Below are 17,666 nucleotides of genomic sequence, written 5' to 3'. Positions count from 1 at the left end.
GAGCGAATTTTCAATTTTCTGTGGAAATTTCATCTTTGTCTGTCAGGTAAAATGCAATTGCCAATCTTGCGCGGAGTGCCTGGTTGCTTATCGCTATTTTTATGTTGCCGGCTAAGTATCTGCATGCGGCGGCGTTGTTTTTTAGAGTTTTTAGCATTTGATTTTCAGCGTCGCTGCTGAATTTTGTCATGAATATTCGAAATATCTCGCCGGAATTTTTACGCACTTCGCATTCGCTGAAGACATTCAGCAACATGCCTTCCCGGCCGTCATTATTCCCCCACGCCAATGCCATTTTTATGTCGGTAACGGGTTTCGCATCCTGCAGGTCCGGAACCGGCCTGGACGCATATTTATCCTTCAATAGTGCTTCGGCCAAAGCGCCTCGGAAGTCCCAATAATCCCAATTGCCAGATTGATCGCAGCCGGATCGGGGGACGACCGTTCCAAGCTCTTTGTAGATGAGGCCTGGTCCGTCCCAAATGACCCAAGTCTTCATTCGCTCGGCATCATATTGGACCAGACATCCGGCAAAAATGCCTAACGAATTGGAGGCACGCGCGTCGCTGGCTGAAATCGAAAACCCGAAAATGATGGTGAGCATGTAAAAGATGGTTTTCATGACAAAATCTCCATCATCGGTTCATCCATTTGCGCGATACTATGAATAATAGGAAGGGCCTGCCAAACGCCATTCGATAAGAACGAATGGAAATTTCGGAAGGCAAATGGGGTATCTAAAATCCCTGCTGCACCTGCGAAACAAAATGCGGGGCGGTCGCGTTGCCCTTGGCATGACCGACATCAGCCTGACCCATATTACGCCGATGGCCGCGCTTTCGATCGCGCTGTCGGTGGTCGTCGCCTTCGTCGTCCATTGGGCGCTTTACTGGATCGCGCTGCGGCTGGTGAAGCGCGCGCGGATCGAGCCTTTGTTGTTGCCGGCCATCTTCCAGCCGACGCGCTGGCTGGTGGTGCTGCTCGCGCTGGGGGCTGGGCTCAAGTCGATCGAGATGGGGCCGCGGATCGAGGATATCTGGTCGATCGGGGCGCGGATGATATTTGCGCTGCTGGTCGGCTGGCTGGTGTTTCGCGCGATGCGGGCGGGCAAGGCGATGCTGGAGGCGCGCGCCGACATCAGCGTCGAGGATAATCTGAAGGCGCGGCGGCAGCGCACCAAGATCAGCATCCTCTATCGCATCTGCCAGTGCATCGTCGGCTTCTTCGTGATCGCGATGATGCTGATCGCCATTCCGGGCGTGCGGACGATCGGCGTGTCGCTGATGGCGTCGGCGGGCCTCGCCGCGCTGGCGGTGGGCGCGGCGGCGCAACCGGCGCTCAAAAATCTGATCGCGGGCATCCAGATGGCCTTTTCCGAGCCGATTCGGCTGGACGATGTCGTCATCATCGAAGGGGAATGGGGGCGGATCGAGGAGATCAGGCTGACCTATGTGATCGTGCGCATCTGGGACGACAGGCGCATGGTGGTGCCGGTGTCTTATTTCCTGGAGAAGCCGTTCCAGAACTGGACGACGAAGACGTCGGACCTGCTGGGCACCGTCTTCCTCTATGTCGATCCGACCGCCGATATCGAGCGGATCCGCGCGCGCTTCGTCGAGGCGGTGAAGGCGAATGGCCGCTGGGACGGGCGGGTGGCGATCCTGCAGGTGACCGACCATCGTGCCGATGCGCTGGAACTGCGCGGGCTGCTGTCGGCGCGCAATGCCGGGATCGCCTTTGACCTGCGCTGCGAGGTGCGCGAGGCGATGCTGACTTTCCTGCGGACCGACATGCCCGAGGCGCTGGTGCGCGGGCGTCAGACGCTGGAGAGGGACGAGGCCTTTACCAGGCGGTCCGGCGTGGCGGGATGAGCGCCATCATGGCGTCATAGCCCGCGGTCGGGATCGGCTCGACAAACTCGAGGCCGATCCGGCCTTCCTCGCTCCAGCGGACGAGGGCGCGACGATCCTTAAGCACCGGCAGCCAGATCAGCACCCGCCCGCTCAGCGTGAGCAACTCTTCCGTGCGGCACATCAGGCCGAGCGGCGAGATGTTGATGATCCGCACGCCATGGGTGCGGCCGTCCGCTGTGATATGGCTGACCATGTCGACCAGGTCGCGCGCCACCCGCCGCTGATCGACGGACGGGTCGCGCGACCGCATGACATGGCCAAGATTGGCGAAAACCGAGGAGGACATGGGTTTCAGCCTAGCGGGCGGAAAGTGGAGGCTTTCCTACCTGGTAGCGTTAACTAAGCTGAAACCCTGTTTGTCCTCAGGCGGTGACCAGGCCGTGCTTCTTGGCGCCGAAGCTCAGCTTGTCGCCGGCCTTGAGGGTGACGGCCGGGTCGGTGACGACCTCGCCATTCACCTTGATCGCGCCTTCGGCCAGCTTGCGGCGGACTTCCTTGTTGGAGGTCGCGAAGCCAAGGCCGGTGGTGGCCTGGACCACGGTCAGGCCTTCGGCGCCCAGCGCAACGGTCGGCAGATTGGCGTCCGACGCGCCTTCCTCGAAGGTCTTGCGCGCGGTTTCGGCGGCGAGAGCGGCGGCTTCGGCGCCACGGCAGAGCGCGGTTGCCTCGTTCGCCAGGATCTTCTTGGCCTCATTGATCTCCGCGCCCTGCAGCGCGGCGAGACGGTTGACCTCATCCATCGGCAGATCGGTGAACAGGCGCAGCCGGTTGAACACGTCGGCGTCGGCGGTGTTGCGCCAGAACTGCCAATAATCATAGTCGGACAGCTGGTCCTGGTTCAGCCAGACGGCGCCGCCCACGGTCTTGCCCATCTTGGTCCCGTCGGCATTGGTCAGCAACGGCGTGGTGAGGCCGAACACCTGGGTGCCATCGACGCGGCGGGCCAGTTCGACGCCGTTGACGATATTGCCCCACTGGTCCGATCCGCCCATCTGCAGGCGGCAATCGCTGCGGCGCGACAGCTCCAGGAAGTCATAGGCCTGGAGGATCATGTAGTTGAATTCGAGGAAGCTGAGCGACTGCTCACGGTCGAGGCGCAGCTTGACGCTGTCGAAGCTCAGCATCCGGTTGACCGAGAAATGCTGGCCGATGTCGCGCAGGAACGGGATATATTCGAGCTTGTCGAGCCAGTCGGCATTGTCGACCATGATCGCGTCAGTCGGGCCGTCGCCGAAGGTCAGGAAGCGTTCGAACACGCGCTTGATGCTGGCGACATTTTCCTGGATCAGGTCGACGGTCAGCAGCTTGCGCGCTTCATCCTTGAAGCTGGGATCGCCGATCTTGCCGGTGCCGCCGCCCATCAGGACGATCGGCTTGTGACCCGCCTTCTGCAACTGGCGCAGCATCATGATCGACACGAGGTGGCCGACATGGAGCGACGGCGCAGTCGGGTCGAAGCCGATATAGCCCGGCACCACCTGTTTGGCGGCCATGGCATCAAGCCCTTCCGCGTCGGTCAGTTGGTGGATGTAGCCGCGTGCTTCGAGCAGGCGGAGGAGATCGGACTGATAGTTGCTCATGACGCGCGCCTGTAGCATTGGGGCAGCAACTGGAAAAGAGGCGGAGTTTTCGATCATGTTGGCAATCGGTCTGATGTCCGGCACCTCGCGCGACGGGATCGACGCCGCGCTGATCGAGACGGATGGCGAGGGGCAGGCCGAGGCGATCATCTTCCACGCCCAGCCCTACAGCGATGATTTTCGCGAGCGTCTGGCCGCCGCCTGCGCGCGGGCGATGACGATGGACGCGCCGGGCGAGGATCCGCTGATCCGCGCGGTGGAGATGGACCTCACCAATTTCCACATCGATGCGATCGCCGACATGCTGGGCCGCAGCGGCCATGTGGCGGAGGATATCGGGGTGATCGGCTTTCATGGCCATACCGTTGCCCACCGGCCCGAGCGGCGCTGGACCTGGCAGATCGGTGACGGCGCGGTGCTGGCCGGCGCCTTTGGCATTCCCGTGGTCGCCGACCTGCGCAGTGCCGATGTGCGCGCGGGCGGGCAGGGCGCGCCGCTGATGCCGGTCTATCATCGCGCGCTGTCCGATGGTCTGGCCAAGCCGGTCGGTATCCTCAACCTGGGCGGGGTGGCGAACATCACCGCGATCGGATCGGACGGCAGCCTGGTCGCCTTCGACACCGGGATGGCGAGCGGCCTGATCGACAACTGGATGCAGGCGCATGGCGACGCGGCCTATGATGCGGGCGGCGCGACCGCCGCGCGGGGCCAGGTGGACGAGGCGCGGCTGGCGGCGATGATGGCCGATCCCTGGTTCGCCGCGCCGCCGCCCAAGAGCATCGACCGCGAAGCCTTCACCATCGCGCCGGTCGAGGGATTGTCGCTGGCGGACGGGGCAGCGACGCTGACCGCCTTTTCCGCGCAGGCGGTGGCGCGCGGCGTCGATCATCTGCCCGAACGGCCGGCGCGCATCTATGTGGCGGGCGGCGGGCGTCATAATGCGACGCTGATGGCGATGCTGGCGGCGCGCACTGGCGCCGATGTCCGCTCGGTCGACGAACTGGGCTGGGATGGCGACGCGCTGGAGGCGCAGGGCTTTGCCTATATGGCGGTGCGCCACCTCAATGGCCTGCCGATCAGCTTTCCCGGCACCACCGGCGCGCCTGAACCGATGACCGGCGGGGTGCTGTTCCAGCCCTGAAAAAGGGGGATGGGGCGGCCGGGCGCCGCCCCTGATCCTTATTGGCGCAGGCGCTCGATCGCCTGGGCAAGGGCAACATAGAGCTTGCCCATGTCGGACGAGAGGATCGCGACGCCCAGGGCGTTGCCGTCACGCGCCGACAGGATGATCCGCAGCATCGCCTCGAAATCGTGGATGTAGCGGTTCACATGCTCGCGGAAATCGGCGTCATTGTCATAATGGAGCGCGATTTCGCGGGACTCGCCGGCGTCGAGCAGCTTGACTGCGCGACGGGTGAAGACGCCGCGATCGCCCTTGAGATAGGCCGACCAGTTGGTGTCGGTCACATCGTTGGACAGGATCTTGGCGACGTCGATCGCGGTGCTGTTGAGCGATTCGATCAGCAGGGCGGAGCGGCGGGAGAAGTGGTCGCGATCGCGTTCCTCGGCCGCGCGGCCGGCTTCCTCGATCCTCTGTTCCAGCCCGGCGCTGGTATCGGCGATCGTCATCAACTGGCGGGTCAGCCGGTCCGAAGCATTGTGCGCGGCGCGCACGGCCTCTTCCGCGACATCGGCCAGCTTCTCGATCTGGGCCGAAACCTGATCGCCGACGGCCTGCTGCATCGCTTGCTCGCTGGCTTCGGCCAGGTTCTGCACCGCGTCGGGGATGGCGCGGCCGAGCGCCTGACGGGCGCGCTCGGCGGCCTGTTCGGCGGTGTCCTTGACGCGGAGCAGGGCGGTGATGAGCAGCGGGCCGGCACCTTCGGTGATGCGGGTCGTGTCCTCATGCGCGGCGTCGAGCGCGGTGCGCAGCTTTTCCACCAGTTCGCGGTTGGATTCGATGCCGCTCTGGGTGCTTTCCAGCCATTCGGAGAGACGGCGACCCTGGCCGCGCAGCATCTCTTCGGCTTCCTGGGTGCGGCCGACCAGCGCTTCCGAAATGGCTTCCAGCCGTTCCAGCTCGGGCGTCGCGGCGCCCAGCATGGCGCGGCTGGTTTCCAGTCGGGCGTCGAAGCGGGCAAGCGCGCCGGGATAGGTTTCGTCCAGCTCGCGGACGCTCGAATCGAGCGCGACCATCAGCGTTTCGGCATTGCCGATCAGCTTTTCGGCGGTGGTGCCGCCGTCATGCAGCGCCGTGTCGATCCGGCGGGTTTCCTCGGTCAGGCGGGTCAGCGCGTCGGTCAGCTTCTGGCTGCGGGCGAGGGCATTATCCTCCAGCGCGGCAAAGCGCGCCTCGGCCTGGTCGATCGTCTGGTTGAGCGTGCCGTGCAGCCCGGCCATCAGGCTGCGCTGTCCTTCGACCAGATCGTTGATCTGGTGCAGGCGGCTTTCGACCTCGCCAATATCGTCGGCAAGGCCGGCGACGGTATCGGTGCCGATCGCGGCGATGCTGTCACGCGAACGGGTGATGAGGCTGTCGAGCGCACCGGCCTGATCGCGCAGCCCGGCATCGGTGAGGGCGAGTGTTTCGCGGGCCTGGAGCAGGGTTGCATCGAGCCGCTGGCGCAGATCATCCTCGATCGAGCCGAGATCCTGGCCCAGCGCGGCGAGCGCATTCTGGCTGGTGGCGGTGATGCTGGCCTGGGCGCGGGCGACCAGCGCCTCCAGCGTGGCGCGCTGGGTCGAAAGCCCTTCCTGCGCGCGCTCCATCGTGTCGCGCACCTGATCCATCGAGGTTTCGAGGCGACCGCGCAGCGATGCCTCGACCAGATCGAGATCCTGGGTGAGGGCGCGAACCGCACCATCGCTGGTTTCGCCGAGCGACAGGGCAACGCGATTGACCAGCACGTCCAGTGCGGCCGACTGGGCATCGATGTCCTGCCGGGTCTGGTCCATGGCGGCGCGCGCGCTCTGCGCCGATGTCTCGATCCGCCCGGCGGCGATGTCGGCCAGGCCGTTGACCTCGTCGGTGGCGCTGCGGGTCGTCTCCTGCAACTGGCCTAGCTGGCTCGACAGGCTCTTGGTCGCGGACAGGGTGCGGGTGCGGGTGTCGTCGGACAGTTCGCCCAGCGCGTGGAGGCGCGCTTCGAGCGTGTCGATCCGTTCGGCCAGCGCATGACCATTGTCCATGATCTGCGCGGCCATGCGCACGGCCCGTTCTTCGAGTTGAGGCATGGCGGCGATCAGCGCGTCCATCCGCGCGACCAGAGCGGTGCCAGCACGCTCGGCGCTTTCGGCGCGATCGGCGGTGGTCTGGGCGCGGCCGGCGATCAGTTCGGCCGATGCCTCCATATTGCTGCTGGCGGCGGCGCCATAGCTGTCGAGCAGTTCGGCCTGATCCTGCATCGTCTGGCGCGCGGATTCGAGCCGGTCGGCGATCCGGCCGAGGCGCAGTTCGAGCAGTTCGGCCTCGGTCCGCAACGCATGGGCGGTATCGAGATAGCGGCGCGATTCGGCGCGGCTGTTGCGCACGATCAGCAGATAGGCGATGCCGAGCAGGCTGATCGGCACCAGCAGCGTGGCGACAAGTGCGGGCCAGCCGGCCGGGCCAGCCCGCCACTGATCCGATACGATCGTTGCCCAGAGCGCGAAGCCGAGCCAGAGCGCGGCCAGCAGGCCGAGCCCGATCCGGGCATTGCGCACCAGCTTTTCGCCTTCCCCCTGCGCGTCGTCAGGGGCATCATCAATGTCCAGTACGGCCTGCTTCAATAGCAGGATGTCATCCGCGGCCGGCGCGTTGCCGGTCGCGTTTCCCTCGTCTCGCCAGAATTCGACGATTGTGCTGCCCCCATTCATGGGTGTGATCCTATCATCTTTTCCGTCTGCGCAAATGCCTTGTTACCAAAACTTAACGCAATTTCGATAGCTTCCGTCCCCATGTCCTATGATCCTGGCGCTCTTAATGCGGCATTGGCCGCCGCCGTCGGCGAAGACGCGGTGCTGATCGCCGATCTGCGCGTGGCTTTTCTTGAAAGCGCGGAGCGCCATCTCGACCTGATGAGCCGGGCGCGCTGCGACGCCAATTGGGAATTGGCGGCCTGGCGTTTGAAAGGCCTGGCGGCGAGTTTCGGCCTGACCAGCCTGATGGCGCTGGCGGACGAGGCGGTCGAGGCCGCGCCGGGCGATCCGCGCGCCTTGCAGCGTTTGCGCAGCACGATCGCACTGCTTCAGCAGGGCTGAAACCGGTGATTTGAAAGCGCCTGCTTGCGCTGCGTCGTTCGGCTTGCAAGAAGATCGTCGCAATCAAAACGGGTCGGTTTCCAGACAATATGACATTCGCGGCCATTCTCAGTGCCAGCCGGGCTTCAAGTGATTCGCCTGCAGCGCTTCGCGCCACCCTGCATTTCGCCGGCCAGACGCTGGTCGAATATCAGGCGCGACAGGCGGTCCGGGCCGGTGCGGACCGGATCATGATCCTGGTCAGCGTCATCACGCCGGCCATTTCGCAGGCGGTCGACCGGCTGAGCGCGGACGGCATTGCCGTCGCCCTGATCCGCGATATGGTGTCGATGGTGCGCGATGCGCCGCGCGACGCCGATGTGCTGCTGGTGGCGGACGGCGCCGTGGTGGCGCAGGGCCATTATGACGCACTGGCGGGGCAGGCGGGCAATGCGCTGCTGGTCACCGACGACAGCCGCGCCAGCGCGCCGTTCGAGCGGATCGATGCGGGGCAGCGCTGGGCCGGGCTGGCGCGGATCAATCCGGCGCTGCTGTTCGGCACGCTGGACATGATCGGCGACTGGGATCTGGCTCTGACGCTGGTGCGATCGGCGGTGCAGGGCGGTGCGGTGCGAATCACCGTGCCGCAGGATGATCTGCTGGAAGGCCGAGTCGCGCTGGTCGACGGGCAGGAACAGGCGGACCTGGCCGCGCAGGCGGTGATGTCGACCGGGGCGCGGTCGGGATCGTCCAGCCGCGGCGGGATCGAACATTATCTGTTCGGGCCGCTGGCCCGGCTGCTCGGCCCCGCATTGATGCGCAGCCAGGTGCCGGCGATGCAGGTGCGGATCGGTTCGATCGCGCTGGCCGGTATTGCGCTGATGCCGCTGGAACTGGGCTGGCCGGGCACCGGGCTCAGCCTGTTGCTGCTGGCGCTGCTGCTGGCGGAACTGGCCGATCGGCTCGATGAAATGGCGCTGCGCCGGCCGCCGAGCGGCTGGATCGCCTTTCTGGCGCCGGGGCTGACGCTGATCGGCGTGATGCTGTCGGGCAGCGGGATGGTGCCCAACTATCTGGCGTTGTTGCTGGGTATCATCACGGTTGCCGATCGCTGGCGCCGGACCGGGGCGGCGCGCCCCTGGATGATCTTCACGCCGGGCACCGCGTTGCTGGTACTGCTGGCAGCCTTGCTGACGGGGGGGGAGGCATTTGGTTTCGACGTTGCCATGCTGGCGGCGATCGGATCGATCGGGGCGATCATCCTGTCGCGTCGGGGCGGATGATTTTTGTCGCATCGAGATCGTTGATTTTGCTGTCAGGGTTTAGTGCATTTTAACGACGTGGGGTTATGCTGCCTTGCATGAGCGCCCACACGTCCCTTGCCGGATCCATCATGGCGGACAGCTGGCCCATGGCACATGTCATGGCCGGCATGTCGGCCGTGCCCGTCGGCCATGCGATTGATCTCGCCTTTTTCTTTCCGGTCGAGGACCGGGCGCGCCATGATGCGCTGATCGCGGAGACCCGCCGTCATCTGGGCGGATGCCTGACTGCGATCGAAACGGCGTTGCGGCTGAGCCTGGCGGGTGATCCCGCAATTGCCGCGGCGCTGGGGCGTTGGCCCGATGGGCTGTGCTGGCCGACCATCTGTGCGCAGCCGACCCTGCTGGGACCGGCCTTGCTGGCCCATATGCAGATGCGCGCGGGGGTGAGCCTGTTGCTGCGGCAGATCGGGCGCCCCGATGGCGAGCCGCCGGAACAGCCCGAGGCCGAGTCGATCCTGTCGTCGGACGATCCCGAAATTGGCGACGCGATCGTCGCGCTGGCGCTGGCCGAGGGGCAGTGGCAGGCGATGGGGGGCGAGGATCAGCCGATGCGGCCCGATCTGCCGGCCGAACATTTTGCCGAACTGGTATGGACTGCGGCCGCCTGTCTGGCGGCGGTGGTGCAGCGGACCGCGCTGGAGCCCGACAATCAATTGCTCGGCGCGTTCGAGCGGGCGGGCTGGGCGCTGCTTGCCAGCCATGACGAAAGCAATGGCCCGATCGCGGCGGCCGACCAACTGGTGCGCCGGTTGGGGGCGCAGGCCGATGCGCCCGACCTTCTGGGCGCGGCGCTGGGGCAGCGGCGTTTCCTGCTGTTCGCGGCGTTGGCCGGGCGACGGTTGCGCCTCGGCACCGCGCAGGTGACGGACATATTGATCATGGGGCCGGTGATGCAGGTCGCGACCCTGTGCCGGGCGCTGGGCGGAACCGGGGCGGATTATCGCCATCTGCTGTTGGCGCTGCGGCCGGTGCGGCCGGGCCTGTCCGACGCGGTCATCGTGGCCGAGGCCGACCAATATCAATTGCTAAGCGACGTGAAGGCGGAAGCCGTGGTGGGCGCCCTGCGCGCGCCCGCCGCCTTCCGCGCGAAGCTCGATCATTTGCGGCGCGTCACCGGATGAACATGACGCTCCACCCCTCCATCGTCCGGGCAACGGCATCGGCGGACGGCACGCTTCTGAGTGCCGATGCGCCGCTGCTCGCCTTGCAGCGGGAGGCGGGGAGCGATCTGCTGGGGCCGCTCGCCATTCCGCAACTGGCCGCCGTGGTGCGGCTGGCGGCGCGATTGGGTGTCACCGTATCGCGGCCGGTGGTCGCGGCCGCCGAGCGAGGCGATATCGACATGTGGGTGCGGGCGCGCAGCGACGAAGGGCCGGACGGGCGCATCGTGTCGCTGGCGGTGGTCGACTGGAGCGAGCGGCCGCCGCTCGCCAATACCGGCGATCATAGCCGGCGCGAGGCCGATCTGGCGGCGCTGGCCGATGGCTGGACCTGGCAGATCGACACCCAGTTGCAGTTCCAGATGGCAATTGCCGGGACCGACCGGCAGGGCGCATTGCCGACGCAGCCGCCCCTGCCGGGCAGTCGTTTCTCCAGCTATTTCGAGCTGCAGAGCGATGGTGAGGGCGACATGGCGATCCTGCGCGGCTTCACCCAGCGCCGTGCCTTCCGCGATCAGGTCGCGACATTGGTGCATGATCCCGAACAGCATGTGCGGCTGGCGGGCTTTCCGCTGTTCGATCTGGCCGGCCATCTGGTCGGCTATCGCGGCAAGGCCTGCCCGATCGAACGACCGCCGGCGCTGGCGCGGGCGGATACGACGCAATTGTCGCTCTATCCCGGTGAGTTCGGCAAGCGGCTTGATCGATCGCTGCGCCAGCCGCTGGGGCGGATCATCGCCAATGCGGACACGATCGGCGCGCAACTGGAAGGGCCGCTGCGGCCCGATTATGCCGATTATGCCAATGATATCGCGACCGCCGGCCGTCACCTGATGGCGCTGGTCGACGATCTGGCCGATCTGCAGGCGATCGACCGGCCCGATTTCGGCGTGATCATCGAGGATGTCGACCTGGCGGATCTGGGCCGGCGGGCCGGCGGCCTGCTGACGGTCAAGGCGCTGGATCGGCACATCAAGATCCATTGCCCGGATGTCGACCAGATATTGATGGCGAGGGGCGAGTTCCGCCGCGTGCTGCAGATACTGGTCAATCTGGTCGGCAATGCGGTGCGCTATTCGCCCGAGGGATCGCAGGTGCGCATCGTCGTCGAGCGCGAGCATCGGCAGGCACGGGTGCTGGTGATCGACCAGGGTGCGGGCGTGGCGCTGGAGGATCGGGAGAAGATTTTCGACAAGTTCGAGCGGCTGGGACGTGACGATCCGGGCGGTAGCGGGCTTGGCCTCTATATCTCGCGCAAGCTGGCGCGGGCGATGGGCGGCGACATCAGTGTTGGCGGCACGCCGGGCGAGGGCGCGCGCTTCATCCTGACGCTGCCGGTGCTCGACTGACGGGCGCGCGATCGCGCTTATATGAGATAAAGAGCGCTTGTTTGTCCGGCCGATGCTGCCCCGATAGGGTGGTGGCATGGACAGATCGCATTGCCTGGCCACCTATGGCACGCTGGCGCCCGGACGGGCCAATCATCATCAACTGGCGGAACTGCAGGGCAGTTGGCAGGCGGGGCATGTGACCGGCCATCTGGTCGCGCATGGCTGGGCCGCGTCGATGGGCTTTCCCGCCTTCATTCCCGACGAGGGCGGCGCGGCGGTGCCGGTCCAGCTATTCCGCTCGCCCGACCTGCCGGCGCATTGGGCGCGGCTCGATGCGTTCGAGGGGGCGGATTATCGCCGTGTCGCGATTGATGTGGTTACCGATCAGGGGCGCGTGCCGGCCTGGATCTATGTCTATGCCGGGGTTGGCGGCTGAGCCCTAAACGAAAAACGGCGCCCGATGGGGCGCCGTTCCTCTTGTCTCTGTGACCGCGTCTTAGCGCTTGTCGACGGCGACATAGTCGCGCTGCGTCGGGCCGGTGTAGAGCTGACGCGGACGGCCGATCTTCTGCGCTGGGTCCGAAATCATTTCGTTCCACTGCGCGACCCAGCCGACGGTGCGGGCGAGGGCGAAGAGCACGGTGAACATTTCGGTCGGGAAGCCGATCGCCGAGAGGATCACGCCCGAATAGAAGTCGACATTCGGGTAGAGCTTCTTCTCGATGAAGTAGGGATCGTTGAGCGCGATCTGCTCCAGTTCCTTGGCGACGTCGAAGATCGGGTCGTTGACGCCCAGCTTCTCCAGCACGTCCTTCGCGGTCTTCTGCATCACGGTCGCGCGCGGATCGTAATTCTTGTAGACGCGATGGCCAAAGCCCATCAGGCGGAACGGATCGTCCTTGTTCTTGGCGCGGGCGATATATTCCGGAATGCGATCGACGGTGCCGATTTCGCGCAGCATGTTGAGTGCGGCTTCGTTCGCGCCGCCATGTGCCGGGCCCCAGAGGCAGGCGATGCCGGCCGCGATGCAGGCGAACGGGTTGGCGCCCGACGAACCGGCGAGACGGACGGTCGAGGTCGACGCGTTCTGCTCATGGTCGGCATGCAGGGTGAAGATCTTGTCCATCGCGTCGACGACGATCGGATCGATCTTATACTCTTCCGCCGGGACCGAGAAGGTCATGTTCAGGAAGTTGGCGGTGTAGCTCAGGTCGTTGCGCGGATAGACGAAGGGCTGGCCCACCGAATATTTGTACGCCATCGCAGCGATCGTCGGCATCTTGGCGATCAGGCGGTGGCTCGCAATGCGGCGCTGTTCCGGATCGTTGATGTCGGTCGAGTCATGATAGAAGGCCGACAGGGCGCCGACGACGCCGACCATGATCGCCATCGGGTGGGCGTCACGACGGAAGCCGCGGAAGAAGGCGGTCAGCTGTTCATGCACCATGGTGTGGCGCGTGATGGTGTTGGTGAACTCTGCCAGTTCCTTGGCCGACGGCAGTTCGCCGTTCAGCAGCAGATAGCAGACTTCCATGAAGCTGGACTGTTCGGCGAGCTGGCCGATCGGATAGCCACGATGCAGCAGCACGCCGGCGTCGCCATCGATATAGGTCAGGCCCGATTCGCAGCTGGCGGTCGAGGTGAAGCCCGGATCGTAGGTGAACATGCCGGTGTTGGCGTAGAGCTTGCGAACGTCGATGACCTGGGGACCGACGGTACCATCCATGATGGCATAGTCCTTGGCCTCTCCGCCAACGGTCAAACTGGCATTATTATCCGACATGTTTTTCTCCTTAACTGCCGTCAACCGGCCACCACGTGCCCCGCAGCGGTCAGTCGCTTCAAGCTTTCCTCTTTCCCCAGAAGGAAGAGGACATCAAAAATACCCGGCGAGACCGTGCGCCCGGTGAGCGCCGCACGAAGCGGCTGTGCCACCTTGCCCAGGCCAAGCCCCGCATCCTCTGCCACGCGGCGTATCACTTCATCGATCGCTTCAACCGTCCAGGACTGGACGGGCTGGAGAGCGTCGGCTGTCTTTTTCAGCAGCTCACGCGCGGGTTCATCTAGCAGAGCAGACGCCTTCTCGTCAAAATCGAGCGGGCAAGATTTGAACAGAAACTCCGCGCCTTCTGCAATTTCGTTAAGTGTCTTGGCCCGCGGCTTGAGCGAAACCATCGCCTGGGTCAAAATATCGCGCTGGGCGTCATTCAGTTGCGTATCAAGACGCGACTCAACGCGCGGGGCGACCAGAGCGGCCAGGCGCGCCTCGTCGGCCTCGCGCAGATAATGGCCGTTCAGATTTTCCAGCTTCTTGATGTCGAAGCGCGAGGGCGAACGGCCGACGCCGTCGATATCGAACAGTTCGATGGCGCGCTCGATCGAGATGATCTCCTCGTCGCCATGGCCCCAGCCCAGGCGCAGCAGATAGTTGAGCACCGCTTCGGGCAGCATCCCCATCTCGTCGCGATAGGCGTCGACGCCGAGCGCACCGTGGCGCTTCGACAGCTTTGCGCCGTCCGACCCGTGGATCAGCGGGATATGGCCATAGACCGGCTCTTCCCAGCCCATCGCCTTGATGATGGCGAGTTGGCGGAAAGCGTTGTTGAGATGGTCGTCGCCGCGAATGACATGGGTGACGCCCATGTCATGGTCGTCGACCACGACGGCCAGCATATAAGTGGGGGTGCCATCCGACCGGAGCAGGATCATGTCGTCCAGCTCGGCATTCTGCACCACGACGCGGCCCTGCACCGCATCCTCGATCACGGTTTCGCCGGTCCGAGGGGCCTTGATGCGGATGACGAAGGGCGCGCCTTCGGGCGCTTCCTCCGGCGAACGGTCGCGCCAGCGGCCGTCATAGCGCATCGGCTGCTTGGCGGCGCGCTGCTGTTCACGCAGCTCGGCCAGCTCTTCCTGCGTCGCATAGCAGCGATAGGCATGACCATTGGCGAGCAGCTGATTGGCGACCTCGGCATGGCGCGGGGTGCGCTCGAACTGGAACACGGCGGGCTCATCGCCGCCCAGGTTCAGCCATTCCAGGCCGTCGAAAATGGCTGCCACGGCTTCCTCGGTGGAGCGGGCGCGATCCGTATCCTCGATGCGGAGCAGGAACTTGCCGCCATGATGGCGCGCGAACAGCCAGTTGAACAGCGCGGTGCGGGCGCCGCCAATATGCAGGAAGCCCGTTGGCGACGGGGCGAAACGGGTCACCACCTGCTTGTTCAATCCCGTTGCACTTGCCGTCATATTCGCTGACATTCTTCCTGCCTGATCCATGGATGCGACGCCCCCTAGCATGGCTTTTGAGCCACGACAAACGTCCGTTGGGCGCAGGACGGTGCGTATTGCGCACAATGGATTTGCGCGGATCGAACAATGGCTGGAGGTGGAGCGCGAACAGCTCGCCTTGTGGGTGCCGGTGGCGCTGGGCGCGGGCATTGCCGGCTGGTTCGTACTGCCGGGACCGGCACACTGGCTGGCCAGTTGCTGCGCGGCGCTGGGGCTGGCCTGTCTGGCGCTGTTGCTGCCGGTGGGCGCGCGATTGCGGCATATGCTGGTGGCGGGCGGCTTGCTGGCTTGTGTTGGTTGCCTGCTGGTCTGGGGCAAGGCGACATGGCTGGGTCAGCCGCCGCTGGCCCGTCCCATATTCGTACAGGTGACGGGGACGGTGACGGCGGTGGCCAAGCTGCCGGCGCAACAGATGGTGCGCGTGGGGCTGCGGCCGATCGAGGCGCCAGCGCTGCCCGCGGCGATCCGAGTGAATATCGCGGAGGCGGATGTGCCCGAAGGACTGGGTAAGGGGGCGGTGCTGCGCTTTCGCGTGCGCCTGATGCCGCCCGCGCCGCCGAGCGTGCCGGGGGCGTTCGATTTCGCGCGGCGTGCTTATTTCCAGGGGATCGGGGCGACCGGGCGGGCGCTGACGCCGGTCGAAATGGTGGAGCAGGCGCGCGAGGGGCCGACGCTGCGGGCGCGACTGTTCGATCATATCGGCGGGCAGGTGGCGGGCGCACCGGCGGGGATTGCGGTGGCGCTGGCGACCGGCGATCAGGGCGCGATTGCCGAAGCGGATGCCGAGGCGATGCGGCGCAGTGGCCTTGCCCATCTTCTGTCGATCAGCGGGCTGCATGTGACGGCGCTGATTGGGGCGGTGATATTCCTGCTGTTGCGCCTGCTGGCGCTGATCCCGCGCGCGGCGCTGGACTGGCCGCTGATGCTGATCGCGGCGGCCGGGGGCGCGCTGGCGGGGATCGGCTATACGCTGCTGACGGGCGCGGAGGTGCCGACGGTGCGATCCTGCATCGCGGCGCTGCTGGTGCTGGGCGGGCTGGCGCTGGGGCGCGAGGCGATCACCTTGCGGCTGGTGGCGACCGGGGCGCTGGTGGTGCTGGTCTTCTGGCCGGAGGCGCTGATCGGGCCGAGCTTCCAGATGAGCTTTGCTGCCGTGGTCGCGCTGGTGGCGCTGGGCGAGCATCGGCGGTTCAAGATGTTCGCGATGGCGCGGGACGAGCCTTGGCTGCGCAAGGCCGGACGGACGGTGGCGGCGATGCTGTTGACGGGGCTTGGCATCGAACTGGTGCTGGCACCGATCGCCCTTTTCCATTTTCACAAGGCAGGTTTGCTGGGCGCGGTGGCCAATCTGGTCGCGATCCCGCTCACCACCTTCGTCATCATGCCGCTGGAGGCGCTGGCGCTGCTCTTCGACCTCGTCGGGCTGGGCGCGCCCTTCTGGTGGCTCACGGCCAAGGCGATCGCGCTGTTGCTGGCGGTGGCGCATGGCGTGGCGGCGAGCCCGATGGCGGTGATGCTGGCACCGGCGGTGCCGGGCTGGATTTTCGGGATCATTGTCGTCGGTGGTCTGTGGTGTCTGCTCTGGCGCAGTCGCTGGCGCTGGCTGGGGGTGGGGCCGGTGGCGGTTGGCCTGATCGGCATCGCGCTGCTGGCGCCGCCCGATATCGTGGTAACCGGCGACGGGCGGCATGTCGCGGTGCGGACGCAGGCAGGAACGATGGCGCTGCTGCGCGAGGGGGCGGGCGATTATGTCCGCGACGTGCTGAGCGAGAGCGCGGGCTATGACGGGACGCTGGAGGCGATCGCGACGATGAAGCAGGCGCGCTGTTCGACTGATCTGTGTGCCGTGACGTTGCCGCGGGGCGGGCGCAACTGGCGCTTGCTGGTGACGCGCAATGCGATGCTGGTCGATCGGCCGACATTGGAGCGGGATTGCGCGGCGGCCGATATCGTCATCAGCGATCGGGGGCTGCCCTGGTGGTGCCGGCCGCGCTGGATGAAGATCGACCGCTGGCTGCTGTCCCGCACCGGCGGCCTGTCGATTGGCCTTGAAAGCGGCAAAGTTCACACCGTCCATCGGCCCGGCGACGCGCATCCCTGGATCGTGCGCCGCCGGCCCCGAACGGCCGGTCAGTTGTAGCGGCGCAGCAGGCCGGCGAGCTTGCCCTGGATGCGGACCTGGCGCGGATCGTAGATCTGCGGCTCATAGGCGGCATTGGCGGGATCGAGCCGGACGCGCGCGCCTTCGCGGCGGAAATATTTGAGCGTGGCTTCGGCATCGTCGATCAGGGCGACGACGATCTGGCCTTCGCGCGCGACATCGGTGCGCTGGATCAGCGCGAAGTCGCCGTCGAGAATGCCGGCCTCCATCATCGAGTCCCCCGACACTTCGAGCGCATAATGATCGCCCGAGCCGAGCAAGGCGGCGGGGACGGAGAGCATGGTGTGGCTTTCCATCGCCTCGATCGGCACGCCGGCGGCAATGCGGCCGTGCAGCGGGATTTCGATCACGTCATTGGCGGCGGTCGGTAGCAGCACAGCGGGCGCCGACACCTTGGGCGTCGGAATGGCCGGCGCGGGCGCGCGGTGCATCGCATCGGGCAGCTTCAACACTTCGAGCGCGCGGGCGCGGTTGGGCAGGCGACGGATGAAGCCGCGTTCTTCCAGCGCGTTGATCAACCGGTGGATGCCGGACTTGGAGCGCAGATCGAGCGCGTCCTTCATCTCCTCGAACGAAGGGGACACGCCGCCTTCTTCCAGCCGGGTCTGAATGAAGCTCAGCAATTCCTGCTGCTTGGGCGTCAACATCGGCGGTCCTCCATGGAACGAATGAAGAACGCATAGGAAACGG

The 17,666-nt window shown here is 65.6% G+C and carries 15 protein-coding genes; 8 read left to right on the top strand and 7 right to left on the bottom strand.

From position 1 onward, the window contains the following. Positions 1-10 precede the first annotated feature (10 nt). On the bottom strand, positions 11-622 hold the full coding sequence (locus tag ACUCV3_RS10580) for a hypothetical protein (protein ID WP_279729253.1): 612 nt from the start codon (positions 620-622) through the stop codon (positions 11-13). 172 nt (positions 623-794) lie between these two features. Here ACUCV3_RS10580 and ACUCV3_RS10575 point away from each other — a divergent pair, with 172 nt between their 5' ends. Then, positions 795-1,871: a mechanosensitive ion channel family protein gene (locus ACUCV3_RS10575; RefSeq protein ID WP_270093090.1), complete on the top strand. Its 1,077-nt coding sequence runs from the start codon at positions 795-797 to the stop codon at positions 1,869-1,871. Here ACUCV3_RS10575 and ACUCV3_RS10570 read toward each other — a convergent pair. Both ACUCV3_RS10570 and tyrS read right to left on the bottom strand, forming a co-directional pair. Further along, complete coding sequence (locus ACUCV3_RS10570) at positions 1,843-2,199, bottom strand: PilZ domain-containing protein (RefSeq protein ID WP_004207490.1); 357 nt, start codon at positions 2,197-2,199, stop codon at positions 1,843-1,845. The two genes, ACUCV3_RS10575 and ACUCV3_RS10570, sit on opposite strands and share 29 nt — an antisense overlap. A 76-nt stretch (positions 2,200-2,275) precedes the next feature. Next, entirely contained in the window at positions 2,276-3,493 is a 1,218-nt protein-coding gene (gene tyrS, locus ACUCV3_RS10565) for a tyrosine--tRNA ligase (protein ID WP_482240608.1), read from the bottom strand. A 55-nt stretch (positions 3,494-3,548) separates the two neighbouring features. On the opposite strand from tyrS, the gene ACUCV3_RS10560 reads away from it, so the two are divergent. Next, entirely contained in the window at positions 3,549-4,634 is a 1,086-nt protein-coding gene (locus ACUCV3_RS10560) for an anhydro-N-acetylmuramic acid kinase (RefSeq protein ID WP_279729256.1), read from the top strand. A 38-nt stretch (positions 4,635-4,672) separates the two neighbouring features. On the opposite strand, the gene ACUCV3_RS10555 is transcribed toward ACUCV3_RS10560, so the two are convergent. Next, positions 4,673-7,348 carry a coiled-coil domain-containing protein gene (locus ACUCV3_RS10555; protein WP_279729257.1) on the bottom strand — a complete coding sequence of 892 codons (2,676 nt, stop codon included), beginning with the start codon at positions 7,346-7,348 and terminating at the stop codon, positions 4,673-4,675. A gap of 81 nt (positions 7,349-7,429) precedes the next feature. On the opposite strand from ACUCV3_RS10555, the gene ACUCV3_RS10550 reads away from it, so the two are divergent. The 5 genes from ACUCV3_RS10550 (at position 7,430) to ACUCV3_RS10530 (ending at position 11,963) form a co-directional block, all read left to right on the top strand. After that, positions 7,430-7,732, top strand: coding sequence for an Hpt domain-containing protein (locus tag ACUCV3_RS10550; RefSeq protein ID WP_037511783.1), 303 nt, complete (start codon positions 7,430-7,432; stop codon positions 7,730-7,732). 89 nt (positions 7,733-7,821) lie between these two features. Beyond that, positions 7,822-8,994, top strand: coding sequence for a hypothetical protein (locus ACUCV3_RS10545; RefSeq protein ID WP_482240607.1), 1,173 nt, complete (start codon positions 7,822-7,824; stop codon positions 8,992-8,994). Positions 8,995-9,071: 77 nt separating this feature from the next. Beyond that, complete coding sequence (locus ACUCV3_RS10540) at positions 9,072-10,157, top strand: hypothetical protein (protein ID WP_347881912.1); 1,086 nt, start codon at positions 9,072-9,074, stop codon at positions 10,155-10,157. After that, on the top strand, positions 10,154-11,545 hold the full coding sequence (locus ACUCV3_RS10535) for a sensor histidine kinase (RefSeq protein WP_017500595.1): 1,392 nt from the start codon (positions 10,154-10,156) through the stop codon (positions 11,543-11,545). The genes ACUCV3_RS10540 and ACUCV3_RS10535 overlap by 4 nt, the downstream gene beginning before the upstream one ends. A 76-nt stretch (positions 11,546-11,621) precedes the next feature. Next, complete coding sequence (locus tag ACUCV3_RS10530; protein WP_279729261.1) at positions 11,622-11,963, top strand: gamma-glutamylcyclotransferase family protein; 342 nt, start codon at positions 11,622-11,624, stop codon at positions 11,961-11,963. 60 nt (positions 11,964-12,023) lie between these two features. On the opposite strand, the gene ACUCV3_RS10525 is transcribed toward ACUCV3_RS10530, so the two are convergent. Both ACUCV3_RS10525 and gltX read right to left on the bottom strand, forming a co-directional pair. Then, entirely contained in the window at positions 12,024-13,310 is a 1,287-nt protein-coding gene (locus tag ACUCV3_RS10525) for a citrate synthase (protein WP_010336542.1), read from the bottom strand. A gap of 20 nt (positions 13,311-13,330) precedes the next feature. Then, a complete protein-coding gene (gene gltX, locus ACUCV3_RS10520; protein ID WP_010336543.1) occupies positions 13,331-14,773 on the bottom strand; it encodes a glutamate--tRNA ligase in 1,443 nt (480 codons plus the stop codon). A gap of 49 nt (positions 14,774-14,822) precedes the next feature. Between gltX and ACUCV3_RS10515 the strand changes: the two genes are divergently transcribed. After that, entirely contained in the window at positions 14,823-16,955 is a 2,133-nt protein-coding gene (locus ACUCV3_RS10515; protein WP_482240606.1) for a ComEC/Rec2 family competence protein, read from the top strand. Here ACUCV3_RS10515 and lexA read toward each other — a convergent pair. Further along, the gene (lexA, locus tag ACUCV3_RS10510; RefSeq protein WP_279729265.1) at positions 16,946-17,623 is read right to left on the bottom strand and encodes a transcriptional repressor LexA; all 678 of its coding nucleotides are present in this window, start codon (positions 17,621-17,623) and stop codon (positions 16,946-16,948) included. The genes ACUCV3_RS10515 and lexA overlap by 10 nt on opposite strands. Positions 17,624-17,666: the final 43 nt, after the last annotated feature.

It is taken from the genome of Sphingobium sp. VMM, from assembly GCF_056790315.1.
Note: the sequence above shows the minus strand (reverse complement) of the source record. Positions and strands in the feature narration are given on the sequence as shown.